The 24760-nt window shown below is 70.8% G+C and carries 25 protein-coding genes; 14 read left to right on the plus strand and 11 right to left on the minus strand.

Annotated elements, in window-relative coordinates:
- Positions 1-36 precede the first annotated feature (36 nt).
- The gene (locus ACH5HR_RS02495; RefSeq protein ID WP_402371509.1) at positions 37-846 is read right to left on the minus strand and encodes a lysophospholipid acyltransferase family protein; all 810 of its coding nucleotides are present in this window, start codon (positions 844-846) and stop codon (positions 37-39) included.
- A 42-nt stretch (positions 847-888) separates the two neighbouring features.
- Here ACH5HR_RS02495 and ACH5HR_RS02500 point away from each other — a divergent pair, with 42 nt between their 5' ends.
- The gene (locus tag ACH5HR_RS02500; RefSeq protein ID WP_402371508.1) at positions 889-1398 is read left to right on the plus strand and encodes a hypothetical protein; all 510 of its coding nucleotides are present in this window, start codon (positions 889-891) and stop codon (positions 1396-1398) included.
- A 6-nt stretch (positions 1399-1404) separates the two neighbouring features.
- Here the strand turns inward: ACH5HR_RS02500 and ACH5HR_RS02505 are convergent, their stop codons facing one another.
- Positions 1405-2349 (minus strand): ROK family glucokinase, encoded by a 945-nt coding sequence (locus ACH5HR_RS02505; protein ID WP_402371506.1) that lies wholly within the window; start codon positions 2347-2349, stop codon positions 1405-1407.
- A 213-nt stretch (positions 2350-2562) separates the two neighbouring features.
- On the opposite strand from ACH5HR_RS02505, the gene ACH5HR_RS02510 reads away from it, so the two are divergent.
- The 3 genes from ACH5HR_RS02510 to ACH5HR_RS02520 are packed head-to-tail and all read left to right on the plus strand — an operon-like array spanning position 2563 to position 6435.
- Positions 2563-4371 carry an AMP-dependent synthetase/ligase gene (locus tag ACH5HR_RS02510; protein ID WP_416476071.1) on the plus strand — a complete coding sequence of 603 codons (1809 nt, stop codon included), beginning with the start codon at positions 2563-2565 and terminating at the stop codon, positions 4369-4371.
- A gap of 34 nt (positions 4372-4405) precedes the next feature.
- A complete protein-coding gene (locus ACH5HR_RS02515) occupies positions 4406-6160 on the plus strand; it encodes a DEDD exonuclease domain-containing protein (protein WP_416476073.1) in 1755 nt (584 codons plus the stop codon).
- Positions 6154-6435 carry an Lrp/AsnC family transcriptional regulator gene (locus tag ACH5HR_RS02520; protein WP_402371503.1) on the plus strand — a complete coding sequence of 94 codons (282 nt, stop codon included), beginning with the start codon at positions 6154-6156 and terminating at the stop codon, positions 6433-6435. The genes ACH5HR_RS02515 and ACH5HR_RS02520 overlap by 7 nt, the downstream gene beginning before the upstream one ends.
- 54 nt (positions 6436-6489) lie before the next feature.
- Here the strand turns inward: ACH5HR_RS02520 and trpD are convergent, their stop codons facing one another.
- Positions 6490-7563 (minus strand): anthranilate phosphoribosyltransferase, encoded by a 1074-nt coding sequence (gene trpD / locus ACH5HR_RS02525; RefSeq protein ID WP_402371501.1) that lies wholly within the window; start codon positions 7561-7563, stop codon positions 6490-6492.
- Positions 7564-7606: 43 nt separating this feature from the next.
- The gene (locus ACH5HR_RS02530; RefSeq protein WP_416476075.1) at positions 7607-7996 is read right to left on the minus strand and encodes a response regulator; all 390 of its coding nucleotides are present in this window, start codon (positions 7994-7996) and stop codon (positions 7607-7609) included.
- 202 nt (positions 7997-8198) lie between these two features.
- On the opposite strand from ACH5HR_RS02530, the gene ctaE reads away from it, so the two are divergent.
- From ctaE to ACH5HR_RS02555, 5 genes are all read left to right on the plus strand, one after another.
- Positions 8199-8852, plus strand: coding sequence for an aa3-type cytochrome oxidase subunit III (gene ctaE, locus ACH5HR_RS02535; RefSeq protein WP_402371499.1), 654 nt, complete (start codon positions 8199-8201; stop codon positions 8850-8852).
- A gap of 70 nt (positions 8853-8922) precedes the next feature.
- A complete protein-coding gene (qcrC, locus tag ACH5HR_RS02540) occupies positions 8923-9705 on the plus strand; it encodes a cytochrome bc1 complex diheme cytochrome c subunit (protein WP_402371497.1) in 783 nt (260 codons plus the stop codon).
- Entirely contained in the window at positions 9702-10748 is a 1047-nt protein-coding gene (gene qcrA / locus ACH5HR_RS02545; protein WP_402371496.1) for a cytochrome bc1 complex Rieske iron-sulfur subunit, read from the plus strand. The genes qcrC and qcrA overlap by 4 nt, the downstream gene beginning before the upstream one ends.
- Complete coding sequence (gene qcrB, locus ACH5HR_RS02550) at positions 10745-12451, plus strand: cytochrome bc1 complex cytochrome b subunit (protein ID WP_402371495.1); 1707 nt, start codon at positions 10745-10747, stop codon at positions 12449-12451. The genes qcrA and qcrB overlap by 4 nt, the downstream gene beginning before the upstream one ends.
- A gap of 166 nt (positions 12452-12617) precedes the next feature.
- On the plus strand, positions 12618-13244 hold the full coding sequence (locus ACH5HR_RS02555) for a superoxide dismutase (protein WP_402371493.1): 627 nt from the start codon (positions 12618-12620) through the stop codon (positions 13242-13244).
- A 96-nt stretch (positions 13245-13340) separates the two neighbouring features.
- Here ACH5HR_RS02555 and ACH5HR_RS02560 read toward each other — a convergent pair whose 3' ends face one another.
- The 4 genes from ACH5HR_RS02560 to ctaC all read right to left on the minus strand — a co-directional run bounded on the left by ACH5HR_RS02560 (position 13341) and on the right by ctaC (position 18053).
- Positions 13341-14660, minus strand: coding sequence for an ISL3 family transposase (locus ACH5HR_RS02560; protein ID WP_518486612.1), 1320 nt, complete (start codon positions 14658-14660; stop codon positions 13341-13343).
- Positions 14661-14905: 245 nt separating this feature from the next.
- A complete protein-coding gene (locus tag ACH5HR_RS02565; RefSeq protein ID WP_416476078.1) occupies positions 14906-15307 on the minus strand; it encodes a cytochrome c oxidase subunit 4 in 402 nt (133 codons plus the stop codon).
- Positions 15304-17127: an aa3-type cytochrome oxidase subunit I gene (gene ctaD / locus ACH5HR_RS02570; RefSeq protein ID WP_416476080.1), complete on the minus strand. Its 1824-nt coding sequence runs from the start codon at positions 17125-17127 to the stop codon at positions 15304-15306. The genes ACH5HR_RS02565 and ctaD overlap by 4 nt, the downstream gene beginning before the upstream one ends.
- Positions 17127-18053, minus strand: coding sequence for an aa3-type cytochrome oxidase subunit II (ctaC, locus tag ACH5HR_RS02575; RefSeq protein WP_402371488.1), 927 nt, complete (start codon positions 18051-18053; stop codon positions 17127-17129). The genes ctaD and ctaC overlap by 1 nt, the downstream gene beginning before the upstream one ends.
- A gap of 286 nt (positions 18054-18339) precedes the next feature.
- Between ctaC and ACH5HR_RS02580 the strand changes: the two genes are divergently transcribed.
- Positions 18340-19497: a cysteine desulfurase family protein gene (locus tag ACH5HR_RS02580; RefSeq protein WP_416476082.1), complete on the plus strand. Its 1158-nt coding sequence runs from the start codon at positions 18340-18342 to the stop codon at positions 19495-19497.
- Complete coding sequence (locus ACH5HR_RS02585) at positions 19494-19751, plus strand: sulfurtransferase TusA family protein (RefSeq protein ID WP_402371485.1); 258 nt, start codon at positions 19494-19496, stop codon at positions 19749-19751. Before ACH5HR_RS02580 ends, ACH5HR_RS02585 begins: the two co-directional genes overlap by 4 nt.
- Positions 19752-19852: 101 nt before the next feature.
- Here the strand turns inward: ACH5HR_RS02585 and ACH5HR_RS02590 are convergent, their stop codons facing one another.
- Together ACH5HR_RS02590 and ACH5HR_RS02595 are read right to left on the minus strand one after the other, a co-directional pair.
- Positions 19853-20203 (minus strand): HesB/IscA family protein, encoded by a 351-nt coding sequence (locus tag ACH5HR_RS02590; RefSeq protein WP_106269538.1) that lies wholly within the window; start codon positions 20201-20203, stop codon positions 19853-19855.
- Between the two features lie 74 nt (positions 20204-20277).
- Positions 20278-20805: a hypothetical protein gene (locus ACH5HR_RS02595; RefSeq protein WP_416476084.1), complete on the minus strand. Its 528-nt coding sequence runs from the start codon at positions 20803-20805 to the stop codon at positions 20278-20280.
- Between the two features lie 36 nt (positions 20806-20841).
- Between ACH5HR_RS02595 and nadA the strand changes: the two genes are divergently transcribed.
- The 3 genes from nadA (at position 20842) to ACH5HR_RS02610 (ending at position 23292) form a co-directional block, all read left to right on the plus strand.
- Positions 20842-22056: a quinolinate synthase NadA gene (gene nadA, locus ACH5HR_RS02600; protein ID WP_402371482.1), complete on the plus strand. Its 1215-nt coding sequence runs from the start codon at positions 20842-20844 to the stop codon at positions 22054-22056.
- A 26-nt stretch (positions 22057-22082) separates the two neighbouring features.
- Positions 22083-22682: a DJ-1/PfpI family protein gene (locus tag ACH5HR_RS02605; RefSeq protein ID WP_402371480.1), complete on the plus strand. Its 600-nt coding sequence runs from the start codon at positions 22083-22085 to the stop codon at positions 22680-22682.
- 67 nt (positions 22683-22749) lie between these two features.
- Positions 22750-23292: an acyl-CoA thioesterase gene (locus ACH5HR_RS02610; RefSeq protein ID WP_416476086.1), complete on the plus strand. Its 543-nt coding sequence runs from the start codon at positions 22750-22752 to the stop codon at positions 23290-23292.
- 54 nt (positions 23293-23346) lie between these two features.
- Here ACH5HR_RS02610 and ACH5HR_RS02615 read toward each other — a convergent pair whose 3' ends face one another.
- On the minus strand, positions 23347-24732 hold the full coding sequence (locus tag ACH5HR_RS02615; RefSeq protein ID WP_402371477.1) for a dipeptidase: 1386 nt from the start codon (positions 24730-24732) through the stop codon (positions 23347-23349).
- Between the last annotated feature and the right edge of the window lie 28 nt (positions 24733-24760).

Genomic DNA, 24760 nt, shown 5'->3' on the forward strand with positions numbered 1-24760 from the left:
ATCCTATGAGCCCCCGCGCACCGCCGTGACGGCGTCTCAGCCGGTGAGGTCCTCGGGCCTCGCCGCCGGACTGCCGGGCGCCGGAGCACCCGTGGGCCGGTCGGTCACGAACGTCTCCGGCTCGGCGGCGGGGCGGGACGCCCCTGGGGTCGCGTCCACGGGCAGCCCTTGGGCGAGCCGCACCTTCGCCGTGGCCGCGTAGACGTCGACGTACTCCTGCTCGCTGAGGCGCAGGATCGCGTACATGATCTCGTCGGCGACGGCGCGCAGCACGAACCGGTCGGACTCCATCCCGCGGTACCGGCTGAAATCCAGCGGCTCACCGAACACGACCCCGACCGGCCGCGGCTTCGGCACCACACGGCCCAGCGGCTGCGCGACGTCGGTACCCACCATGGCCACGGGGACGACCGGCGAACCGGACTCCAGCGCGAGCCGCGCCACACCGGTCTTTCCGCGGTACAGGCGGCCGTCCGGGCTCCGCGTCCCCTCGGGATAGATGCCGAACAGGTCACCCTCGTCCAGCACACGCATCCCGGTGCGCAGCGCGGCCTCGCTCGCCTTGCCGCCGGAGCGGTCCACCGGGATCGTGCCGACGCCGCGCATGAAGCCCGCCACGAGACGCCCTTTGAGACCCCGTCCCGTGAAGTAGTCAGACTTGCCGAGGAACTTCACCTGGCGTTCCAGCACGATGGGCAGCACGAACGAGTCGATGACCGCCAGGTGGTTGCTCGCGAGGATCGCGCCACCGGAGTCCGGCACGTGCTCCACGCCCTTGGTCCACGGGCGGAAGGCGAGCCGGAGCCACGGCCCGACCAGCACGTGCTTCATGATCCAGTAGAACAACGGTCCTCCTCGCGGCGTCGCCCACGACAATAGAGTGGTCCCATGGCCTCACCGAACCGGGATGCGGAACCGGACGACCTGCCGGACGCCGTCATCGACGCCCGTTGGTCCGACATCGTCGCACGTCTGGACGACGTCGAGCAGTCCGGGTTCACCGTGGAGGCGGCGGAGCAACCGGTCTCCCGCGACTCCACGTCGTCCGCGGACGACGAGGAGGCCACCTCCCCGCAGCGTCCCAGCGGGCCGCGCGACTGGCCCACGACGCCGCAGGTGGAGGCGCTCGAGGAGGCCGAGGACCACTTCGTGCCGCCCGACCCGGAGCCCGTCGCCCACCGGTCCCCGCTGCTCACGCTCGCCTGGACGGTGGCCGTCGCGATACCGGTGCTGACGGTCGTCGGTGTCGTCGTGACCGCCCTGCTCCCGAACCTCTCGGTGCCGGGGTGGCTCGGACCGGCCGGCGGAGGGTCGTTCGTGGCCGCGGTCGCCGTCCTGGTCTGGCGGATGCCCCACCGCCGGGACCCGGACGACCACGACCCCGGAGCAGTCGTCTGAGCCGCGTCAGCGGCGCGCCAGGTCGGCTGCACCGATGATGCCCGCTTCGTTGCCCTGCTGTGCGAGCTCGATCTGCGCGACAGGACGGTGCCCGAGCGCCGAGAGCTGAGCCTCGTACGCCTTGCGCACGGGTGCGAGCAGCAGGTCTCCCGCCGCGCAGACACCACCACCGAGGACGATCAGCTCCGGGTCGAGCAGGGCGGCGACCGACGCCGAGCCTTCGCCGACCCACCGGCCGAGCGTGGCGAGCAGCTCGATCGACAGCTCGTCCCCGTCGCGGGCGGCCTGCGTGATCTGCGGCCCGGCGATCTGGTCGGGGTCTCCCCCGGCGAGCTCGACGAGCCGACGGGCGCGGTCCGGGGTCGCCGTCGCCGCCTGGCGCGCGTCGCGCACCAGCGCGGTGCCGGAGGCGTACTGCTCCCAGCAGCCCTCGTGACCGCACCCGCAGTAGTGCCCACCGGGGACCACGCGCATGTGCCCGACCTCGGCCGCCACGCCCCACTTGCCCCGGACCAGCTCCCGGTCGACGACGACGGCGCCCCCCAGCCCGGTGCCGATGGTCAGCAGCAGCATGTCGGTCGCCTCGCGCGCCGCGCCGAACCGGAACTCGGCCCAGCCGGCGGCGTTCGCGTCGTTCTCCACGACGACCGGCACGTCGAGGTCGATCAGCTCGGCGACCTTCTGCGCCAGCGGGTACTCGCGCCAGGCGATGTTCGGTGCGAAGAGCACCGATGAGCGGTCGGGGCTGACGAAGCCCGCCGCAGCCAGGCCGATGGCCCCGATCTCGTGCTCCTTGGCCAGCTCGGTGCAGGCGTCGGCGATGGCTCGGTCCATGCTCGCGACGTCGTCGGCGGCGGTGTCCCGCCGGACCTTGGCCAGGATGCGACCGGCCTCGTCCACGACCCCGACGGCGATCTTCGTTCCGCCGATGTCGACTCCGATGGCGTGCATGCGTCTGACCTCACGTTCGATCTCAGGGACGTCGGACGAGCGGTTCCGCCGCACCGACACGGGTCGGCACGCCCGTGCGCGCCGGGGACAACACTACCGACCCACGACCCCCGTGCACGTACCGTCCACGACGTGGTGACCCGGGGGTGTCCGAGCAGCCCGTGCGACCCGGTATCGTGACCGCCACGGACGAGCCCTGCCACTGGAGTCAGCATGGACGAGATCATCACCCCGCAGCTCGTGGAGCTGCCCCCGACGTCGAATCTCAACGACGTCCTCACGAAGAGAATCGCGGACGCCCCGGACGCCCCGATCGTGGAGCGTCCCTCCGGCGACGGCTGGGAGACCCTCAGCGGCGCCGAGTTCGACGCCCAGGTCGTGGCCGTGGCCAAGGGACTCGTCGCCAAGGGGGTCGAGCCCGGCGACCCCGTCGGCATCATGTCGCACACCCGCTACGAGTGGACGCTCCTCGACTTCGCCACGTGGGCCGCGGGTGCCGTCCCGGTCCCGATCTACGAGACCTCGTCGCCCGAGCAGGTCGAGTGGATCGTCACCGACGCCGGCGTCACCATCGTGGTCGCCGAGAACGCCGAGCTCGCGGCCGTCGTCCGCGGGGTCCAGGACTCCGCGCCGACTCTGCGCGAGGTGCTGTCGATCGACGACGGCGCGATCGCCGACCTCACCGCGGCGGGCGCACACGTCGACGACGCGGAGATCACCCGTCGCCGTGGGCTGGCCGGTCTCGACGACGTCGCCACCATCATCTACACCTCGGGAACCACCGGTCGCCCCAAGGGCGCCGAGCTGACCCACGGCAACTTCGCCTCGCTGGCCACGAACGCCGTCGCCGCGGTGCCGGAGGTCTTCGCCGAGGGGGGGCGCACCCTTCTCTTCCTGCCCCTGGCGCACGTGTTCGCGCGGTTCATCGAGGTCTTCGCGGTCGCGGGCGGCAGCGTGCTGGGGCACTGGGGGGACGTCAAGACGGTCACGAACGGACTCGGCACCTTCAAGCCCACCTTCGTGCTCGCCGTACCTCGTGTCTTCGAGAAGGTCTACAACTCCGCCGAGCAGAAGGCGGCCGTCGGCGGCAAGCTGAAGATCTTCCAGTGGGCCACGGCCACCGCCATCGAGTGGTCCCGCGCCCAGGACACCGGCGGCGCGTCCCTGTGGCTCAACCTCCAGCACATGGTGGCCGGCAAGCTCGTCTACGGCAAGCTCCTGGAGGCACTGGGCGGGGAGATCCGCTTCGCCGTCTCCGGCGGCGGACCGCTGGGCGAACGGCTCGGTCACTTCTTCCGTGGTGTCGGCCTCACCATCCTCGAGGGGTATGGCCTGACCGAGACCACCGCGCCCACCAGCGTGAACCGGCCCGCGGCGAACCGCATCGGGACCGTCGGGACACAGCTTCCCGGCTGCGGCGTCAAGATCGCCGCGGACGGCGAGATCCTCCTCAAGGGCGTCCACGTCTTCCGCGGCTATCACGGCAACGCCGAGGCGACCGCCGAGACGTTCGACGGCGAGTGGTTCCGCACGGGTGACCTCGGTGCGCTCGACGACGACGGGTTCCTGTCGATCACGGGCCGCAAGAAGGAGATCATCGTGACGGCGGGTGGCAAGAACGTCGCCCCCGCGGCGCTGGAGGACCGGATCAGGGCCCACGCGCTGGTGAGCCAGTGCGTCGTGGTCGGTGACAACAGGCCGTTCATCGGCGCGCTGATCACCCTCGACCCCGACGGTCTGCCAGGCTGGCTGAAGATGCACGACAAGGCAGAGATGAGCATCGAGCAGGCCAGGACGGACCCGGACGTGCTCGCCGCCCTGGACCACGCCGTGACACGGGCCAACCAGTCCGTGTCCCGCGCGGAGTCCATCCGCAAGTTCGCGGTGCTGCCGGAGGACCTCACCGTGGAGAACGGCTACCTGACGCCCTCGCTCAAGGTCAAGCGGTCGCTCGTCCTGTCCGACTTCTCCGCCGACGTCGACGCCCTCTACGTGGACGACCGGGGCCAGTCCCCCGCCTGACCTGCTGTCAGTGGCGGGGGCTAGCGTCCCCGCCATGTCGATCGCACCACCGCCGCCGGCGACGGCCGTCCAGCCCTCGTTCGCGGACATCGGGACACCTTTGCGGGACGTGACCTTCGTGGTCGTGGACCTGGAGACCACCGGCAGCCGGGCGGACGACGCGGGAATCACGGAGATCGGTGCGGTCAAGGTCCGTGGCGGCGAGGTGCTCGGCGAGTTCCAGTCGTTGGTGAATCCCGGTCGGCCGGTCCCCGCCTTCGTGGCCCGGCTGACCGGGATCACCACGGCGATGGTCTCGACCGCCCCGGGCGTCGAGCTGGTGCTGCCGGGGTTCCTCGAGTTCGCGCGCGGCACCGTGCTGGTGGCCCACAACGCACCGTTCGACATCGGGTTCCTGCGTGCGGCCTGCGCCGGCCTCGACTACGCGTGGCCCGGGTTCGACGTCGTCGATACCCTGCCGCTCGCCCGCCGGACAGTGCCGCGCGACGAGGCCCCCAACCACAAGCTGGCCACGCTGGCCCGGCTCTTCCGCGCGCAGACCTCGCCCGACCACCGAGCCCTCGCCGATGCCCGTGCCACCGTCGACGTGCTGCACGCCCTGCTCGAGCGCCTCGCCCCGCTCGGCGTGACGCACCTCGAGGACCTCGCCACCGCGGCCGACCCGGTCCCGCCCGACATCCGTCGCAAGGCGACCCTGGCAGACGGCCTGCCCGCCGCGCCCGGGGTGTACCTCTTCCGAGGCCCGGGCGACGAGGTGCTGTACGTCGGCACGTCCACGAACATCCGCAAGCGGGTGCGGTCCTACTTCACGGCGGCGGAGAAGCGCCGACGGATCACCGAGATGGTCCGGATCGCGCACGCCGTGACCCCGGTCGTCTGCGCGACGCCGCTCGAGGCCCGGGTGCGCGAGCTGCGCCTCATCACCGAGCACGCGCCGCGGTACAACAAGCGCTCCAAGCATCCCGAGCGCCAGACGTGGGTGCGCCTGACCGACGAGCCGTACCCGCGGCTCTCGGTGGTGCCCGAGGTCCGGGGAGACGTCCCGCACATCGGCCCCTTCACCTCGCGTCGTGCGGCGAACGCCGCTGTCGAGGCGATGCACGACGCCATCGGTCTGCGCCAGTGCACCCAGCGTCTGCCGGTGGTGGCGCGCACCCCGCGCAGCCCGTGCGCGCTGGCCGGACTCGGTCGCTGCTCCGCACCGTGCACCATGACCACCGGACCTGACGCCGAGTACCCGGCCGTGGTCGAGGAGGCGCGGACGGCGCTCACGGGTGACCCGGGCGCGGTCGTCGAGGCGCTTGCCGCACGGGTGGCGCGGCTGGCCGCGCAGGAGCGCTTCGAGGAGGCCGGGCAGGTGACCGACAGGCTGCACGCCTTCGTCCGTGCGGCCGCGCGGACGCAGCGGATGGAGCCGCTGAGCCGCTGCGAGGAGCTCGTCGCCGCGCGCCCGACGGCCGCAGGCGGGTGGGAGATCGTCGTCGTCCGGCACGCGAGGCTCGCCGGCACGGCGGTCACCGGCCCTCACGAGGACCCGCTGCCCGTGGTGGACGCCCTGCGGGCGACGGCCGAGGTCGTCGAGCCGCCGCAGGCCCCGGCGCCCGCATGCCACCCGGAAGAGGCGGCCCTGGTCCTGGACTGGCTCGACCAGCCGCACGTGCGGCTGGTCCACGTCTCCGGCCCGTGGACGTGCCCGGTCCGGTCCGCGCTGGCGCACGCCGACCTCGACGACGTCTCGGCGTCGGTCGCGCTCGCCCTCGGTCGCACGGATACGATGACGGCATGCTGACCGCGATCGTCATCATCGACACCGTCCCCGACCGGATCCCCGAGGTCGCCACCCAGGTCACGAACCTGGACGGGGTGAGCGAGGTCTACTCCGTCACCGGCAAGGCCGACCTCGTCGCGATGGTGCGGGTCGGCGAGCACGACGAGCTCGCGACCGTCATCGCCGACGGCATCAGCAAGGTGGACGGCGTGCTCCGGACGGAGACGCTCATCGCGTTCCGCGCCTACTCCAACGTCGAGCTCGAGCAGGCGTTCGCGCTCGGTCTGGACGACTGACCGACCCTCCACCGACGGCGTCCGAGACCGAGTCTCATCTCGGCCTGCGCGCCGTCAGCCCTGGGTCGCTTTCACCCACCGCTCGACGACCTCGCCGGCACCGCCGTCGTCGATGCTGCGACCGGCGTGCCCCAGGCCCGCCGCGAGACGCTGGGCGAGCGTGCCGTCCGCCGTTCCCGGCAGCGCGCCGTCGGCCACGAGCGCGGCCGCGGCGTTCAGCAGCACGGTCTGGCGGACCGGCCCCTGATCGGTCCCGGTGAAGACCTCCCGGGCCACCTGGGCGTTGTGCACCGCGTCGGCGCCGCGCAGGTCGGCGATCTCGAGCCGGTCCAGACCGAGCTCCGTCGCGGCGTCCAGGCGCTGCTCGACCACCTCGCCGTCGCGCACCTCCCACACGGTCGCCCCACCGGTCGCGGCGAGCTCGTCGAGCCCGTCGTCACCACGGAAGACCAGGGCCCTCGTGCCACGCTCCGCGAAGACGCCGGCCATCAGCGGTGCCATCCGAGCGTCGCCACAGCCGACGGCGGTCGCGCGCGGCTGCGCCGGGTTCGTCAGCGGTCCGAGGAAGTTGAACGCGGTGGCGATGCCCAGGTCCCGGCGTGCGGTGGCCGCGTGGCGCATCGAGGGGTGGAACATCCCGGCGAAGCAGAAAGTGATGCCGACGTCGTGCGCGATCGCCGCGACCCGGTCGGCGGGCTGGTCGAGCCGCACACCCAGCGCCTCCAGGACGTCCGCGGAGCCGGACGACGACGACGCGGCCCGGTTGCCGTGCTTGACCACCCGCACGCCGGCCCCTGCCACCACGACGGCCGCCATCGTCGAGATGTTGACCGTGTGGTGCCGGTCGCCACCCGTCCCGACGAGGTCGATCGCCGGCCCGTCGACCTCGATCCGGACCGCGTGCGCCAGCATCGCGTCCGCCAGGCCGGCCAGCTCGGCTGCCGTCTCACCCTTGGCGCGCAGACCGACCAGGAAGCCGGCCAGGCGGGTCGGGGGGACCTCGCCCGACATCACCTGGTCCATGGCCCACGCCGTCTGCTCGGCGGTGAGGTCGGCACCGGCGACGAGCTCGGTGAGCACGCCGGGCCAGGTGAGGTCGGTCTGAGCGTTCGTGGGCACGGCAGTCACCTTCGGCGGGAGGACAGGGGTGGCGGGACCGGGTTCGGCGGGTTCAGGCAGCTTGCGTCAACGTCTCCGCCACGGCGCGCTGCACCACGAAAGCGTCGAGCGGCCGGGGGACGACGGAGTCCGCGAGCGACCATGATGCCAGCCAGGCGTCCTGCCCCCGCCCGGTGAGGACGAGCACCGGCGGGCAGTTGTAGACCTCGTTCTTGAGCTGACGGCACAGGCCCATCCCGCCGGCCTTGTCCGCCTCGCCGTCGAGGATCAGCAGGTCGAACGGACGACCCTCGACGGTCGCGACGAGGCGGTCCCGGGTGGCCACCTCCGTCCAGGAGATCTCTGCGGCGCCCGCTCGGAGGCGGGGGCCGACGGCGAGTCGCACCTGTTCCCGCACGGTGGGGTCGTCGCTGTACAGCAGCACACGGGGGCCGGTCGTCATCGAGCATCCCTTCGCAGACGTTTGGTGGCATCGTGGCACAGGTGCGTCACCTCGGTCAGCGACGATGCGTGGTCTTTTCGTGGCAGTCTCCCCCAATCCGTCACGAACCACGCCTCCGACGGCATGATTCTGCAGATCTGGTGAAACTTGTCTCCACCAACCGCCCTCCCCGAGTCCTCGAACCCGCCTCACGTCAGCCATAATGGCTGACGTGTCGACTGCAACGGCTGCTGCCCCCCACGCCCATCAGCACGTGACCGTCAACCGACCGAACACCGTCTCGGTCGGGACGATCGTGTGGCTGGCCAGCGAGCTCATGTTCTTCGCCGGCCTGTTCGCCATGTACTTCACCGTCCGCTCGGTGCTGCCCGAGGCGGAGTGGGAGGCGCAGGCGGCGCACGTCTCGTTGGTCTTCCCGCTGATCAACACCTGCATCCTCGTCGCCTCGTCGATCACCTGCCAGGCAGGCGTCCTGGCGGCCGAGCGCTTCCAGCCGGTGCGCACCGGGTCGCTGCTCCAGGTGTCCAGGTGGGGCATGAACGAGTGGATGACGCTGACGTTCCTCATGGGCGCGTTCTTCGTCTCCGGCCAGATCTTCGAGTACGCCGAGCTCGCCCACGCAGGCCTGACGCTGTCGTCCAGCGCCTACGGTTCGGTCTTCTACCTGGCGACCGGCTTCCACGGTCTCCACGTGGTCGGCGGCCTCATCGCCTTCCTCTTCCTGCTCGGCCGCTCCTTCCGCGCCAAGCGGTTCACGCACCACGAGGTCACCACGGGTCTCGTGGTCTCCTACTACTGGCACTTCGTCGACGTCGTGTGGATCGCCCTCTTCCTGGTGATCTACATCCTGAAGTGACCTCCGGGCGGCACGGCTGCCGCCCCGTCCCTGACCCTGCACCACCCACCTGCGAGACGAGGACAATTTCGTGAAGGCACTCGCCGCCCGCCGGCACCACCGGGCCGCCCCGGTCGTGCTGCTGCTGCTGGCGCTGCTGGTCACGGGCGGCTTGTATGCCGTCCTGGCGCCGAGTCCGGCCACCGCCGAGACCGCCAGCACAGCGACCGACGTGGAGGAGGGGCATCGGCTCTTCCAGGCCAACTGCGCCACGTGCCACGGCCCGAACGCCGAGGGCACCCCGGAGGCCCCGTCGCTCGTCGGCGTGGGTGCTGCCGCGGTCGACTTCCAGGTCTCGACCGGCCGCATGCCCATGCAGATGAGCGGGCCGCAGGCTGCCGCGAAGCCGCCGCAGATGAACCCCGAGCAGACCGCCCAGCTCGCGGCCTACGTCGCCTCGCTCGGCGCCGGTCCGGCGATCCCCACGGAGGAGCAGGTCGACGCCTCGCTCGGGGACTCCGCCAACGGTGCGCTGCTGTTCCGCACCAACTGCGCGATGTGCCATAACGCCGTCGGCGCGGGCGGTGCGCTGTCCGAGGGCAAGTGGGCTCCGCCGCTGGACGACGTCTCGGAGCAGAACCTCTACCAGGCGATGCTGACCGGCCCGCAGTCGATGCCGGTCTTCAACGACGCCAACATCACTCCCGACGAGAAGCGCGACGTGATCGCCTACATCGTCGAGCAGCGAGACGGTTCGGCCGGAGGCATCTCCCTCGGCTCTCTGGGCCCCGTCAGTGAAGGCCTCTGGGCATGGGTCGTCGGCCTCGGGCTGATGATCGGTGCTGCCGTGTGGATCGGAGCGAAGTCCTCGTGAGCGAGAACCAGAACACCCCGGGCCGGGACGTCACGGCCCCGAACGCCGCGGCGCATCCCGAGCGCTTCGACGACCCCGGAGTCCCGGCGCACCGGTCGCGCCTGACCGACGTCGACCCGAAGGCTGCCAAGCGCAACGAGCGGCTCATCGCACTGATCTTCGGCATCTCGTGCGTGGGCGCCATCGCCAGCATCGTCGTCTACTTCGCGGTCCGCCCGGACGGCACGACGGCCGGCACCCGCCTCTCGACGGCCCTGCTGGGCACCACCATGGCGATCTCCCTGCTCGGCATCGGCATCGCCGCGATCCACTGGGCCAAGTCGCTCATGAGCGACCACGAGCACGTGGACGAGCGGCACACGCTCGCCAGCTCGCCCGAGGTCCGCGAGGTCGCCGTCCAGCACCTCGCCGACGGCGTCGAGGACTCGGGCATCGCACGCCGCGGCGTGCTCAAGGGTGCTGCGGTCTCGGCCCTGGCACTCTTCCCCCTGACGTTCGCCGTGCCGCTGATCTCCAGCGTCGGCGGCGACTGGAACGTCTCGAAGTTCCGGCACACCATCTGGGAGCGGAACAAGCGCCTCGCGTACGACCCCTCGGGTCGTCCGATCAGGGCCGCCGACCTCACGGTGGGCTCCGCAGCCCACGTGATCCCGGAGGCCTCCCAGGAGGAGATGCGGTCGCACGAGTGGATCACGGAGAAGGCCAAGGCCGTCGTGCTCCTCGTGCGCCTCAACCCGGAGGACCTCCGGTCCGACCAGTCGCCTGAGGGCGAGACCTGGTCGTACGACGGCATCGTCGCCTACTCGAAGATCTGCACCCACGTCGGGTGCCCCGTGGCCCTCTACGAGCAGCAGACGCACCACCTGCTGTGCCCGTGCCACCAGTCGACCTTCGACATGGCCGACGGCGCCAAGGTCGTCTTCGGTCCTGCGAACCGTCCGCTGCCCCAGCTGCCCATCACCGTCGACGACGAGGGCTATCTCGTGGCGCAGGACGACTTCGCCGAGCCCATCGGCCCGAGCTACTGGGAGCGCCTGAAGTGAGCACCGACACCAGCCCCTCCGCGGCCGACGCGCCGACGACGCCCGCCGGCAAGGCGGCCGACTACCTGGACCAGCGCACCTCCGTCGGAGGTGCCGTCAAGGAGTTCGCCCGCAAGGTCTTCCCCGACCACTGGTCCTTCATGCTCGGCGAGATGGCACTGTTCTCGTTCGTCGTGCTGCTGCTGACCGGCGTCTTCCTGACGATGTTCTTCGACCCGTCGATGGCCCTGATCGAGTACCACGGCGACGGCCCCGAGGCGATGCAGGGCCAGCTGATGTCTGTGGCCTTCGCCTCGACGCTGGACCTGTCGTTCGAGGTCCGTGGCGGGCTGCTCATGCGCCAGATCCACCACTGGGCGGCCCTGGTCTTCATGGCCTCCATCGTCGTCCACATGATGCGCGTGTTCTTCACGGGCGCCTTCCGCAAGCCGCGCGAGATCAACTGGCTCGTCGGCACGGTGCTGATGATCCTCGGGCTGGCCGCCGGCTTCTCCGGCTACTCGCTGCCCGACGACGTCCTCTCCGGCAACGGTCTGCGGATCACCGACGGCGTGGTGAAGTCGCTGCCGATCATCGGCTCGTACCTGTCGTACTTCGTCTTCGGCGGCGAGTTCCCGGGCGAGCACATCATCCCCCGCCTCTTCACGGTGCACATCCTGCTCGTGCCGGCGCTGATCCTCGCGCTGATCGGTGTCCACCTGTTCCTCATGGTGCTGCACAAGCACACGCAGTACCCGGGTGGCGGTCGCACGCACAAGAACGTCGTCGGCTACCCGCTGTTCCCGGTCTACATCGCCAAGATGGGTGGGAACTTCTTCATCGTCTTCGGCATCCTGGCCCTCATGGGTGCCACGATGAGCATCAACAACGTGTGGAACTACGGTCCGTACGACCCGTCACCGATCGGTGCGGGTGCGCAACCGGACTGGTACATGCTCTTCCTCGAAGGCTCGCTCCGTCTGATGCCCGGCGCCGGGACGGAATGGGTCATCTTCGGGTACACGCTGTCGCTGAACGTCCTGATCCCGGCGGTCGTCATCCCCGGCCTGCTGTTCACGTTCCTGTTCGTCTACCCGTTCCTCGAGGCACGGGTGACCGGCGACAAGCGCGAGCACCACGTGCTCGACCGTCCCCGCAACGTGCCGGTGCGCACGGGTCTGGGCGTGGCCTTCCTGACCGCGTTCGTCATCCTCGCGCTGGCCGGCTCGAACGACCTCATCGCCACGCACTTCGCGATGTCGCTCAACCAGATCACCTGGGCCTTCCGCATCCTGTTCTTCGTCGGTCCGGTCCTCGGGTTCTGGATCACCAAGCGGATCTGCCTCGGCCTGCAGCGCAAGGACCGCGAGCTCGTCCTGCACGGGCACGAGACCGGTCGCATCGTGCGGTTCGCCAACGGTGAGTACATCGAGGTGCACCGTCCGCTCGACGAGCAGGAGCGGTGGCTGCGGGTCAACTACGACGCTCACAAGCCGCTCGAGATCGAGCCCGCGACCGACGCCCGTGGCGTCAAGCGGCCCGGCTACAAGAAGGACAAGCGGTGGCAGAAGTTGTCGCGGTTCTTCTACGAGGACCGCGTCGAGCCCGTCACGCCCGCCGAGCTCGCCGCCGCGCACTCGCACGGTGAGCACGACGAGGTCGAGTCCGCCCAGCACTCCCCCGAGCTGGTCTCGGGGGCCGAGAACGCCGATCGGGAGCACTGAGTCTCCTGAGCGGATAGACGACAGGCCCGCGCATCTTCGCCCGCTGTGGCGAGCAAGATGCGCGGGTCTCTGTCTATCCTTCACCGGCGGGCACGTCCGCCGGATCGGCGCCGCACCATCGCGCACTCCCGCGGTGCGCGAACCCGACAACGGAAGGTACATGAGCATGGCTGTCTACACGCTGCCTGACCTGCCCTACGACTACAGCGCGCTCGAGCCGCACATCAGCGGCAAGATCATGGAGCTGCACCACGACAAGCACCACGCCGCCTACGTGGCCGGTGCGAACACCGCGCTGGAGAAGCTGGCCGAGGCACGCGAGTCCGGTGACCTCGCCACGGTGAACCTCCACGAGAAGAACCTGGCGTTCAACCTCGGCGGTCACACCAACCACACGGTGTTCTGGCACAACCTGTCCCCCGAGGGCGGCGGTGAGCCGGAGGGCGAGCTGGCCGAGGCGATCAAGGACCAGTTCGGTTCCTTCGCCGCGTTCCAGGCGCACTTCGCTGCGACCGCCACGGGAATCCAGGGCTCCGGCTGGGCCGTGCTCGGCTGGGACTCCATCGGCCAGCGACTGGCCATCTTCCAGCTCTTCGACCAGCAGGCCAACGTCCCGGTCGGCATCACCCCGCTGCTCATGCTCGACATGTGGGAGCACGCCTTCTACCTCGACTACCTCAACGTCAAGGCCGACTACGTCAAGGCGTTCTGGAACATCGCGAACTGGCGTGACGTCGCCGCTCGCCTCGACCGTGCCCGGACCCAGACCACCGGGCTGATCCTCCCGGCCTGATCCTCAGGGCACACATCGACAGGAGCCCGGCTCGCACCTTCGTGCGAGCCGGGCTCCTGCGTCTGCTTTGACGGCTCTTCGTCGATCCGGTGGGGATCAGGGTGTGAGTCCACCCCCCGCGAGGAGCATGCGGAGTCGGTAGTTGTCGCGGTTGCGGTAGCCGCGGGCGAGGCGGCGGGCCAGTTCGATGATGCCGTTCATGGCCTCGGTGGGGCCGTTCGATGAGCGACCGGTGTCGAAGTAGGCGAGGAACGCCTCGCGCCAGCGGCGCAGGGTTCGCCCGAGGCGCGCGACTTCCGGGATCGGGCAGGAGTGGAACGTCGCCAGGACCTTCTCGGCCAGGGCCCGGCCCTCGGTGAGATCTTGTTGGCGGTAGGCGGCTCGTAGCTGCTGGGCGCACTGCCAGGCGACGAACACTTCCTCGTGCGCCTCGTGGGCGTTGATCGCGCGGGTCAGGCGGGCCTGTTGTTTCTCGGTGAGGTTCTCGGCGCCGGCGCGCAGGATGGTCTGGATCCCCAGCAGCGGGTCGCCGGAGCGTCCGCGGTGGCCGGTGGTGGTCTGCTGGACCCGGCGGCGGACCTCGTCCACGACGGCGGTGCCGAGTTTCACGACGTGGAACGCGTCGAGCACGGCGGTGGCGTCTTCGAGCTGGTCGTCGATGGCGGACTTGTAGCCGCCGAACGGATCCAACGCCGCGACCTCGACGCCTCTGCGGAACTCCTGACCGCGGGCGGTCAGCCAGTCGGCGTAGGCCTTCTTCGACCGGCCGGGCACCAGGTCCAGCAGCCGAGCGTGCACCCGCCCCTGGTCGTCTCGGGTCAGATCGACCATCCCGGTCAGCTCCTTGGGGCCCTTCGTGCGCCGGTCGCCGTGGTGCCAGATGTGCTCGTCTACCCCGAGGCTGGTGACGCCGCCGAAGCGGGACTCGTCGTCGGCAAGGCGCTCGAGCTCGGGACGCACGGCCCGCCACAGCGCCCACCAGGACACGCCCAGACGGCGAGCCAGCCCGGCGATCGTGGCGTGCTGGCGACGCAGCTGCCCGATCGTCCACGCCACCGCCCGGGCCGTGATCGAGGCACGTGGCGCGACAAGGTCGGGCACCTGCTCGACGAACGTCCCGCGAGGGCATGCCGCCTCCGGGCAGCGCCAGAGGCGTTGGCGCCACACGAGCCGAGCCCGTGCATCGCCGTGGGGCACGTCGTGCAGGACCCGCCGCCGGCGACCGCGGCTCGGGGCCACGACCCCGCAGTCCGGGCAGCCCATCAGCTGCCACGGTGTCGAGACGGTGACCGTCATCCGGTCCTGGTCACGCTCGACTGCCTCAACGCGCACGTCAGGCAGGCCGAGCAGCACGTCACAACGGTCGCAAGGGTCAGTAGTGGTGGGCGCGCCAGCGCACCCCGTAGCGTTGGACAACGTCGAGGTCCTCGAGATCGATCAGACTGCTTGGTCGCTTCTGATCATCGGGGACCTCGACCCCTACACCCAGCCCGCCGTCACCCCGCCCGGGCTACTCCCCACCGGATCGGCGAAGAGCCGCTTTGACGGTCACAGCTCCGGCCTCGCCCTGGAACGACACGGTCCCCGCAACCCCCAGGACGTCTGGGCGTTGCGGGGACCGCTAGAACCTGTGCGCAGAGACCGCCCCGTCGCGGAACGACTCAGTGGGCGTGCTGCCCCCGGCTGAACTCGAAGACCCAGCCGACGAGGCCGACCAGACCCAGGATCAGGCTGATGTAGAAGACCCACCAGCCGACGGCGAGCCCGAGGAATGCCACAGCGGCACCGCCGGCGAGCACCAGCGGCCACCACGACCACGGCGCGTAGACGCCCTGGTCGCCGGCGCCCTGATCGATCTCGCCTTGCTCGTCGTCCTCGGGACGCGGGTCGATGTGCCGGGCCTGCAGCGCTAGGTACGCGCCGACCATCGCCATCAGCCCACCGATGAGGGGAAGACCGAGATACCCCACCGGTTCGCTCCAGCCGCCGAAGAAGCCGTAGAGCACACCGACGACGACGAAGAAGGGGGCCAGCCAGATGAAGAGCCGAATCTCGATCTTCACTTGTTCTTCTCCTCGTCCTCAGGGTCGTCGACGGCCGTGGCCGACTCGCTCTTCTCGGGATACTCCTGCATCGAGAGCTGCTCGACGTGCTCGGCCTGCCCCGTCCTGTCCGCCCCACCGTAGACAGCCTCCAGGCCGTTCTGGTTGAGGTGCGGGTCTTCCATGGCCGCGACCTCAGGGTGGTGCAGGTCGAATGCCGGCGACTCGGAACGGATACGCGGCAGCGACGTGAAGTTGTGCCGCGGCGGCGGGCAGGAGGTCGCCCACTCGAGCGAGCGGCCGTAGCCCCACGGGTCGTCGACGGTCACGCGGGGCGCGTTGCGCCAGGACGCGTAGACGTTCCACAGGAAGGGCAGCGTCGACGCGGCGAGGATGAACGCACCGACCGTCGAGACCTGGTTCTCCCAGGTGAAGCCTTCGTCAGGCATGTAGTCGGCGTACCGACGAGCCATCCCCTCGACCCCGAGCCAGTGCTGGACGAGGAACGTCATGTGGAAGCCGACGAACAGGACCCAGAAGTGGATCTTGCCGAGCCGTTCGTTGAGCATCCGGCCGGTGAACTTGGGCCACCAGAAGTAGAAGCCGGCGAACATGGCGAACACGACGGTGCCGAAGACGACGTAGTGGAAGTGCGCCACCACGAAGTAGGTGTCCGAGACGTGGAAGTCCAGCGCAGGGCTCGACAGGATGATGCCCGTCAGGCCACCGAAGAGGAACGTGACGAGGAACCCGATCGACCACAGCATGGGTGTCTCGAACGTCAGCTTGCCGCGCCACATCGTGCCGATCCAGTTGAAGAACTTCACACCGGTCGGGACCGCGATGAGCATCGTCATGAAGGCGAAGAACGGCAGCAGCACGGCACCCGTGACGTACATGTGGTGCGCCCAGACCGTCACCGAGAGCGCGGCGATCGCGATGGTCGCGTAGACGAGGCCCTTGTACCCGAAGATCGGCTTGCGGCTGAACACCGGGAAGATCTCGGAGACGATGCCGAAGAACGGCAGCGCGATGATGTAGACCTCAGGGTGCCCGAAGAACCAGAACAGGTGCTGCCACAGCACCGCTCCCCCGTTGTCGGGGTTGAAGATCTGCGCGTTGAACCGCCGGTCCGCGCCGAGGGCGAAGAGCGCCGAGGCGAGGGGCGGGAACGCCATGAGGATCAGCAGGCTGGTGACCAGCGTGTTCCAGGTGAAGATCGGCATCCGGAACATCGTCATGCCCGGCGCGCGCATGCAGATCACCGTCGTGATGAAGTTGACGGCACCGAGGATCGTGCCGAAACCGGCCAACGCCAGGCCGAAGACCCAGAGGTCCCCTCCCAACCCCGGACTGAACGTCGTGTTCGACAACGGCGCGTAGGCGAACCACCCGAACGACGCCGCACCCTGCGGGGTGAAGAAGCCTGCCGCGGCGATGAGCCCGCCGAACAGGAACAGCCAGTAGGCGAACATGTTCAGGCGCGGGAACGCCACGTCGGGCGCGCCGATCTGCAGCGGCATGATGACGTTCGCGAAGCCCGCGAAGAGCGGTGTCGCGAAGAGCAGCAGCATGATCGTGCCGTGCATCGTGAAGAGCTGGTTGTACTGCTCCTTGCTCTGCACGATCTGGATGCCGGGCAGGAAGAGCTCGGCGCGGATGAGCAGCGCGAGTATCCCTCCCACGGTGAACCAGAAGAACGACGTGATCAGGTACATGTAGCCGATGGTCTTGTGGTCGGTGGAGGTGATCCACTTCACGACCGTACGGCCCAGGGTCTGCCGCTCGGAACGGAGGCCGGGAACGACCTCGGCTCCGTACGCGGTCTCTGTGGTGGCCATCAGCCCTCGACCTCCGGAGTGGTGTCTTGGTCGGTGAACTCGCCGTGCTGCTGGCGGTTGAGCTCCAGGCCGAGCTCACCGGTCTGTCCCTTGGCCTCGAGCTCGGCCATCTGTGCGTCGTACTCGGCGCGGTCCACGACCTTGACGTTGAAGAGCATGCCGGAGTGGAACTCTCCGCAGAGCTCGGCGCACTTGCCGGCGTAGGTCCCCTCACGCTCGGGCACGACCTGGAAGCTGTTCGACCGCCCCGGGATCATGTCCATCTTGAAGAGGAACGCAGGGATCCAGAACGAGTGGATGACGTCACGCGACTCCACGGTGAACTCGACGCGCTCGCCGACGGGCAGGTACAGCGTCGGCAGCGCCTGCGACGTGCCGGGCGCACCGTCGATCTCGTCCTCCGCGGTCTGCGAGCCCGGGTCCAGCAGCTGCTGGCCCGACTCGTACACGCCGTCGTCGAGGTAGTTGAAGTCCCAGCTCCACTGCTTGCCGATGACCTCGATGCTGACGTCGGGCTGCTCGGACGTGGTGTCGACGATGGAGGTCATGTCGCGGTTCGTGTAGACGAACAGCACGAGGACCATGAGCGTGGGCACGATCGTGTACATGATCTCGAGCGGCATGTGGTAGCGGGTCTGCACCGGCAGGCGGTGGTCGTCGCGACGCTTGCGGTAGGCGGCGACGCACCACAGCATCAGCCCCCAGGTGATGACACCGACGGCGAGGGCGGCGACCCAGGATCCGACCCAGAGCTCTGTGATCCGTCCGGTCTGGTTGGTCACCTCCCCGTCGGTGTAGCCGGGAAGGTATCCACGCTGGGCGGCGTCGCTGGCGCAGCCGGAGGCGAGCGTCGCGACCGCGACGGCGAGAGCCGTCGCACGCAACGCCAGTGCCCGCCGGGTGCGGGTGGGGCTCTTCGAGTGCAAGGGAGGCCTTTCACGTCTCGTCCGACCGCCGCACTCTGGCTCAGAGCGCACGGATAGGACCTTCGTCCTCGATGAGAACAGCCTAGCGTGACCTTCACGCTTTCGACGCCAGAAGCGCCCGGTTCCTACCTGACGAGCACGCCCCTCGGCGTCGCCATCCGGGCGGTTCGCGACAACCCCTCCGACGGTGTCAGATCGCGAGCACGTTGGCCGTCCTCCGCGGGCCCACGGCATCATGGTTCGTGCGTACCGCGCACCGTTCCACCACCGCTTCGAAGGGTTCCGTGTGACACACCCCACCGCAGGCACCGGCCGGACCCACCTGGACAACGGTGGCCGGGCGCCCTGGCACCCGCTGGCCCGGACGGCATTTCTCCAGGCGCTCGACGACGGGTGGGCGGACCCGCGCCGGCTGCACACCGAGGGTCGTCGCGCGGCGGCCCTGCTGGCCGGCGCCCGCGAGGCCGTGGCCGACGTGCTCGGCGCGCGGACCGAGGAGGTCCGGTTCACCCCGTCGCACACCGCTTCGCTGCACGCCGCCGTCGCACAGGTCGCCCAGGCACGACGGCGTCACGGCGGCGACGTCGTCGTCGGTGCGGCGGAGCGGGCCGCGGTCCTGCACGCCGCCGACCACGTGCTGGCCCCCGACGGCCGGCGGGTGACCGTCCCGGTCGACACCTCCGGACGCGTGGACGTGGACGCCTACGCCACGGCGCTCTCCGCCGGCGGCGTCGCTCTCGCGGCGCTGCAGCACGCCAACGGCGAGGTCGGCACGACCCAGCCGGTCGAGGCCGTGCACGAGGCCGCCCGGACGGCCGGGGTGCCGCTGCTCGTGGACGCCGGTGCCAGCCTGGGCCACGCGGTCGTCGGTCCAGCCTGGGACGTGCTCGCCGCCGACCCGGCCGACTGGGGCGCGCCCGCAGGGGTGGGGATCGTCGCCGCACGGCAACGGACCCGCACCGTCGCCACCGGACCGGAGGACCCCGAGCCGTGGGCGCCCGGGGGCGTGAGCGTCCCTGCCGTCTTCGCGGCCGCCGTCGCGCTCCAGGCGGCCGAGGCGGACCGCGCGCAGGCCGACGCCCGTCGTCGCGCCCTGGTCGACGAGATCCGCGCACGGGTGGCACTCATCCCGGACGTGGAGGTGGTGGGCGACCCGTCGGAGCGGCTCCCGCACGTGGTGACGTTCTCGTTCCTGTACGTGGACGGCGAGGCGCTGGTGACCGAGCTGGACCGCGCAGGGTTCGCCGTCGGGTCCGGGTCGGCCTGCACCGCCAGCACGCTCGAGCCCTCCCACGTCCTCGCGGCGATGGGCGTGCTCACGCACGGCAACGTGCGGATCGCCCTCGACCGCTCGACGACGCGCGCCGAGGTCGACCGGTTCCTCGACGTCCTGCCGGAGGCCGTGGCCACGGTGCGGGAGATGCTGGGGGTCCAGGGGCTGTGAGCACGGACGAGGCGTACGACGGCCACGTGGTGGACGCTCGAGGGTTGCGCTGCCCGCTCCCGGTGATCCGGCTGGCCGAGCGTTCGAAGGAGCTGCCGCCCGGCACCGAGGTGACCGTCCTGGCCACCGATCCGGCCGCGCAGCACGACGTTCCCGCCTGGGCCCGCCTGCGGGGCCACGCCGTCACGGGGGCACGCACGCACGAGGCCGACGGTGGACCCTGGTGGGCCCTGACCGTCCGCCTCGGGGACTGACTCTGCCTCCGGCTCAGACCGAGTCGTCTCGGCTGAGCCGGCGGTTCCGCTCCGGGCGAGCGCCTCGTTCCTCGGCCCTCACCCTGCGCTGCACCTCCGGCTCAGCCGAAGGAGCCGCCGCAGGCGCAGGACTCGCCGGCGTTGGGGTTGTCGATCGTGAAGCCCTGCTTCTCGATAGTGTCGGCGAAGTCGATCTTCGCGCCGTCGAGGTACGGGACGCTCATGCGGTCCACGACGACCTCGACGCCGTCGTAGTCGCGCAGCGCGTCCCCGTCGAGCAGACGCTCGTCGAAGTAGAGCTGGTAGATGAGGCCGGAACAGCCGCCGGGCTGGACAGCGACGCGCAGACGCAGGTCGTCACGGCCCTCCTGCTCGAGGAGGGTGCGGACCTTGTTCGCGGCGACCTCGGAGAGCTCGACGCCGTGCGTGGCGATCTCGGTGGTGTCGGTCATGCTTCCTCCAACAGGTTGGCCGGGTCGGCTGTTCCCGATCCTACGCCGGAATCTCGTCGGGTCGAGGACTCATCTCACAGCGTGCCCCAGGACGGCGCCCAGGTGCGAGCCGCGCGTCCCACCGCGGCGACGTCCCACGGCTCGCCCACCTCGTGGACACCCACGACCCCGGCGGCCGACAGCTCGCGGCGGGACACCTCGGAGCGGCCCGCGAGCACCACGACGGGCACGGCGTACGGTGCCGCCGCACGCGCGGCGTCCGCCGCGGGACCCGCGTGCAGCGCCGCGCCGTCGAGCACCCGCACGTGCACCACGACGAGATCCACCCCGGCCGTGCGCTCCGCGAGCAGCGCGACCTCCGGGGCCACGCGCGGCGGCCCGACGCTCGACAGCCCGAGCGCCGTCGTCGGCACGAACACCCCGGGCGGCTCGGGCGACTCCCCCGGCCGACCTGGAGGCGGCGGCTCGGCCGTCGGCAGGACCAGGGGCTCGACGGCGCAGCGGGGCGCGGCGGCGGACCAGGCGGCCGCGAGCGCCGCGGCACCGGCGGCGGGGTCGTCAGGATCAGTGCCGCCGGACGCGGCGACGATGAGCGCGTGCACGGAGCCGATCGTGACACATTCGCGCGTCGTGGGAAGATGGGGCGCGTGAGCACTCTGCTGAACGAGACGTCGTCCTTCGTCGAGCCGGCATCGTCCCCGCTGCTCCTGCTCGGGCAGGGGCGCGACCTGGCGTCCGAACGCGGCGTCGAGTGTACCGGCGCCCTCCCCTCGCCGTCGGACCCGGACCTGGTCGAGCGAGCGCGCGCGGCGCGGGCGGCGCTCGGTGACCGCGCCTTCGTGCTCGGTCACCACTACCAGCGCGACGAGGTCATCGACTTCGCGGACGTGACGGGCGACTCGTTCAAGCTCGCACGGTCCGCCGCGGCGCGACCGGAGGCGGAGTTCGTCATCTTCTGCGGCGTGCACTTCATGGCGGAGTCCGCGGACATCCTCACGGCGGACACCCAGCAGGTCGTGCTGCCCGACATGGCGGCCGGCTGCTCGATGGCGGACATGGCGGAGATCTCGCAGGTCGAGGAGGCGTGGGCGGTGCTGGAGGACGCCGGCGTCGCGGCCGACACGATCCCCGTCACCTACATGAACTCCACCGCCGCCATCAAGGCGTTCACGGGGCGGCACGGGGGCACCGTGTGCACATCCTCGAACGCCCAGGTGGCGCTGCGCTGGGCCTTCGACAAGGTCGGGGGCGTCGACGGGACCGGCAAGGTCCTGTTCATGCCCGACCAGCACCTGGGCCGCAACACGGCGGTGCTCCAGCTCGGCATGAGCCTCGACGACTGCGTCGTCTTCGACCCGCGCAAGCCCGGTGGCGGCCTGACCGCCGCGGAGCTGCGCGACGCCCGGATGATCCTGTGGCGCGGCCACTGCTCGGTGCACGGCCGGTTCTCGGAGCGCAACGTCGCCGACATCCGGGCCGCGGTGCCGGACGTCAACGTGCTGGTCCACCCGGAGTGCAAGCACGAGGTCGTCAACGCCGCGGACATGGTCGGCTCGACCGAGTTCATCATCAAGACTCTCGAGAACGCCGAGCCGGGCTCGTCGTGGGCGATCGGCACCGAGCTCAACCTGGTGCGCCGGGTCGCCGCCGCGCACCCGGACAAGCAGGTGCACTACCTCGACTCGACGGTCTGCTTCTGCTCGACCATGAACCGCATCGACCTGCCGCACCTCGTCTGGGCGATGGAGTCGCTCGTCGAGGGTCGCGTGGTCAACCGCATCGTCGTGGACGCCGACGACGCGCACTGGGCCCAGGTGGCCCTCGACCAGATGCTGGCGCTGCCCGGCCTCTGAGACGGACGGAAGGCGATGACCGTGCGATGAGCACCGACGGCGGGCTGAACGTCGGAGTCCTCGTGTTCGACGAGGCGGACGAGCTGGACGTGGTCGGACCGTTCGAGGTCTTCACCACCTGGTCCGGGCACTCGGACCTGAAGCCGCACGTCAGCACGTTCTCGTGCAACGGCGACGGGGTGCGGCTCGCGGGTGGGCTGCGGATGCTTCCCAACCGGTCCGCGGACGACGTGGGTCCTCTGCACGTGCTGGTCCACCCCGGCGGGTGGGGCACCCATCGCCTGCTCGAGGACGGTGCGCACCTGGAGTGGTTGCGCGCCGTCCGGGCCCAGACCCCCGTCGTCGCCAGCGTCTGCACGGGGGCGCACGTCCTGGCCGCTGCCGGCCTGCTCGCCGGGCGCCCCGCGACCACGCACCGGGACCACTACGACGAGCTGACGCGGATCGACCCGAGCATCCTCGTCGACACCGAGGCCAGGTTCGTGGACGACGGCGACGTGGTCACCTCGGCAGGGGTGTCCGCCGGTATCGACATGGCGCTGCACCTCGTGGCCCGGCTGGAGTCCGAGGGCGCCGCGGCGGAGGTGCGCCGTGCACTGCAGTACGACCTCCTGCCGCCGGTGTGACGCCGTCGGGCACGGTCCGCCAGCGCCGATACCTGATACCGCGCGTCGCTGACATATCGTGGCGCCCATGACGAGGATGATCCAGCTCGCCAGGGCCTCCCTGCTCCCCCGCCGACCTGTTCCCGGGCGCGGGCTGCTCGAGGCGTCCACCACCGTGCTGCGCGTGCACCCCGGCGACCTAGACATGTACCTCCACGTCAACAACGGGTCGTACCTGCAGATGATGGACGTGGCCCGCTCGAACCTCATCGCGGACCTGGGAGGTTTCGCCCCGCTGAATGGCAAGGGCTGGTACCCCGTCGTCGCGGCCTCGACGATGACCTACAAGCGTTCGCTGCAGCTCTTCGACCGCGTCGAGATCAGCACGCGCGTCCTCGGCTGGGACGCCCGGGTGGTGTACATCGAGCAGGTCTTCACCTGCCGCGACACGTTCGCGGCCCGGGGCTGGGTGGCCGGGCGCTTCCTGGGGAAGGACGGGTCGCGCGTCGCGCCGGCCGACGTCGCCGCCCTGCTCGGCGGGACGCCGGTCGAGAGCCCCGCGCTGCCGCAGGACGTCGCCGCGTGGGCCCGGTCGGTCGATGTGGCGCACCGCGAGACCGACCGGGCCTGACCAGACCGGTTCAGCCTCGGACCGGCGGCCGCGTCGTCGAACCCGGCGAGCCGGTCATGCCCGGGCGCCCGCGAGCTGGCGCAGCAGCAGGGCCTCGGCGAGGACGACGTGGCGCAGCTCGCCGAGGTGCACCGACTCGTTGGCGCCGTGCGCCCGCGAGTCCGGGTCCTCCACACCGGTGACCAGCACGGCGGCCTGCGGGAACGCCTCGAGCAGGTCCGCGATGAACGGGATCGAGCCCCCGACGCCGATGTCGACGGGCTCGGTGCCCCACGCCGCCGCGAACGCGGTGCGCGCGGCCCGCATGGCGGGCGAGTCCGCCGGTGCCCCGAAGGCCTTGCCCTGCTCACCCGGCGTCCAGGTGACCCTGGCGCCGAACGGAGCGTGCGCCTCGAGGTGCGCGCGCAGCGCCTCCTCGGCCACCTTCGGCTCGAGGCCCGGCGGGATCCGCACCGAGATCTTCGCCGCGGAGCGCGGAGCGAGGGTGTTCGAGGCGTGCGCCACCGAGGTGGCGTCGATGCCGATGACCGCGATCGCCGGCTTGGTCCACAGACGTCCCGCGATGGTTCCCGTGCCCGCCAGCCGGACGCCGTCGAGCACCGAGGCGTCGCCGCGGAAGTCCGCCTCGGCGTAGTCGACCTCCGGTTCGCCGGCGCTGGTGAGCCCGGCGACCGCCACGTTCCCCGCATCGTCGTGCAGCGTGGCGACGAGCCGCGCGAGCAGGACGTTCGCGTCCAGCACCGGTCCGCCGAACATCCCGGAGTGCACGGCGTGCTCCAGCACCTCGACGGAGACGACGCCGTCGACCAGGCCGCGCAGCGACGTCGTCAGGGCCGGGACGCCGACCTTCCAGTTCGTCGAGTCCGCCACGACGATCACGTCGGCGGCGAGCAGCTCGTGGTGGTCGGCGAGGAACTGCGCGAAGCTCGGCGAGCCGGCCTCCTCCTCGCCCTCCACGAACACGGTCACGCCCACACCGAGCTCGTCGCCGGCCGCGGCCAGCGTCCGCAACGCTCCCACGTGAGCCATGAGGCCGGCCTTGTCGTCGGCCGCGCCACGACCGAACAGACGCTCACCGACCTGAGTCGGCTCGAACGGGTCGGTCTCCCAGGCCAGTGCGTCGCCCGGCGGCTGGACGTCGTGGTGCGCGTACAGCAGGACGGTCGGTTCGCCCTCGCGGGCCGGGCGGCGGGCCACGACGGCGGGGGCACCGGCCGTGCCGTCGGGCCGCGCCGACCGCAGCACGCGCACGTCGGGCAGGCCGACCCCGCGCAGCAGGTCAGCCACGGTGCCGGCGCTCGTCTCGACGTGCGTCTGGTCGAAGGCGGCCGCGGAGACGCTCGGGATCCGGACCAGGGTCTCCAGGTCCGCCTGGAGGGCAGGGAACAGCTCGTCGACGCGGGCGCGCAGGGCGGCCACGTCCCTCTCGGTGTGGTTCACGGCTCCACGCTACCGGGGCGTCTCGGCA

It is taken from the genome of Isoptericola maris (genome assembly GCF_048065335.1).
GTDB classification, from domain to species: Bacteria; Actinomycetota; Actinomycetes; order Actinomycetales; family Cellulomonadaceae; genus Isoptericola; species Isoptericola rhizosphaerae.

Bases quoted from the DNA above. Each gene is read 5' to 3' on its own strand.
- ACH5HR_RS02590 (WP_106269538.1), bottom strand. From the start codon at position 20,203: ATGACCGACACCACCGAGATCGCCACGCACGGCGTCGAGCTCTCCGAG.
- ACH5HR_RS02605 (WP_402371480.1), top strand. From the start codon at position 22,083: ATGAGCACCGACGGCGGGCTGAACGTCGGAGTCCTCGTGTTCGACGAG.
- ACH5HR_RS02555 (WP_402371493.1), top strand. From the start codon at position 12,618: ATGGCTGTCTACACGCTGCCTGACCTGCCCTACGACTACAGCGCGCTC.
- ctaD (WP_416476080.1), bottom strand. From the start codon at position 17,127: ATGGCCACCACAGAGACCGCGTACGGAGCCGAGGTCGTTCCCGGCCTC.
- ACH5HR_RS02500 (WP_402371508.1), top strand. From the start codon at position 889: ATGGCCTCACCGAACCGGGATGCGGAACCGGACGACCTGCCGGACGCC.
- ACH5HR_RS02610 (WP_416476086.1), top strand. From the start codon at position 22,750: ATGACGAGGATGATCCAGCTCGCCAGGGCCTCCCTGCTCCCCCGCCGA.
- ACH5HR_RS02530 (WP_416476075.1), bottom strand. From the start codon at position 7,996: ATGACGACCGGCCCCCGTGTGCTGCTGTACAGCGACGACCCCACCGTG.
- ACH5HR_RS02505 (WP_402371506.1), bottom strand. From the start codon at position 2,349: ATGCACGCCATCGGAGTCGACATCGGCGGAACGAAGATCGCCGTCGGG.
- nadA (WP_402371482.1), top strand. From the start codon at position 20,842: ATGGGGCGCGTGAGCACTCTGCTGAACGAGACGTCGTCCTTCGTCGAG.
- ACH5HR_RS02515 (WP_416476073.1), top strand. From the start codon at position 4,406: ATGTCGATCGCACCACCGCCGCCGGCGACGGCCGTCCAGCCCTCGTTC.
- ACH5HR_RS02510 (WP_416476071.1), top strand. From the start codon at position 2,563: ATGGACGAGATCATCACCCCGCAGCTCGTGGAGCTGCCCCCGACGTCG.
- ACH5HR_RS02520 (WP_402371503.1), top strand. From the start codon at position 6,154: ATGCTGACCGCGATCGTCATCATCGACACCGTCCCCGACCGGATCCCC.
- ctaE (WP_402371499.1), top strand. From the start codon at position 8,199: ATGGCTGACGTGTCGACTGCAACGGCTGCTGCCCCCCACGCCCATCAG.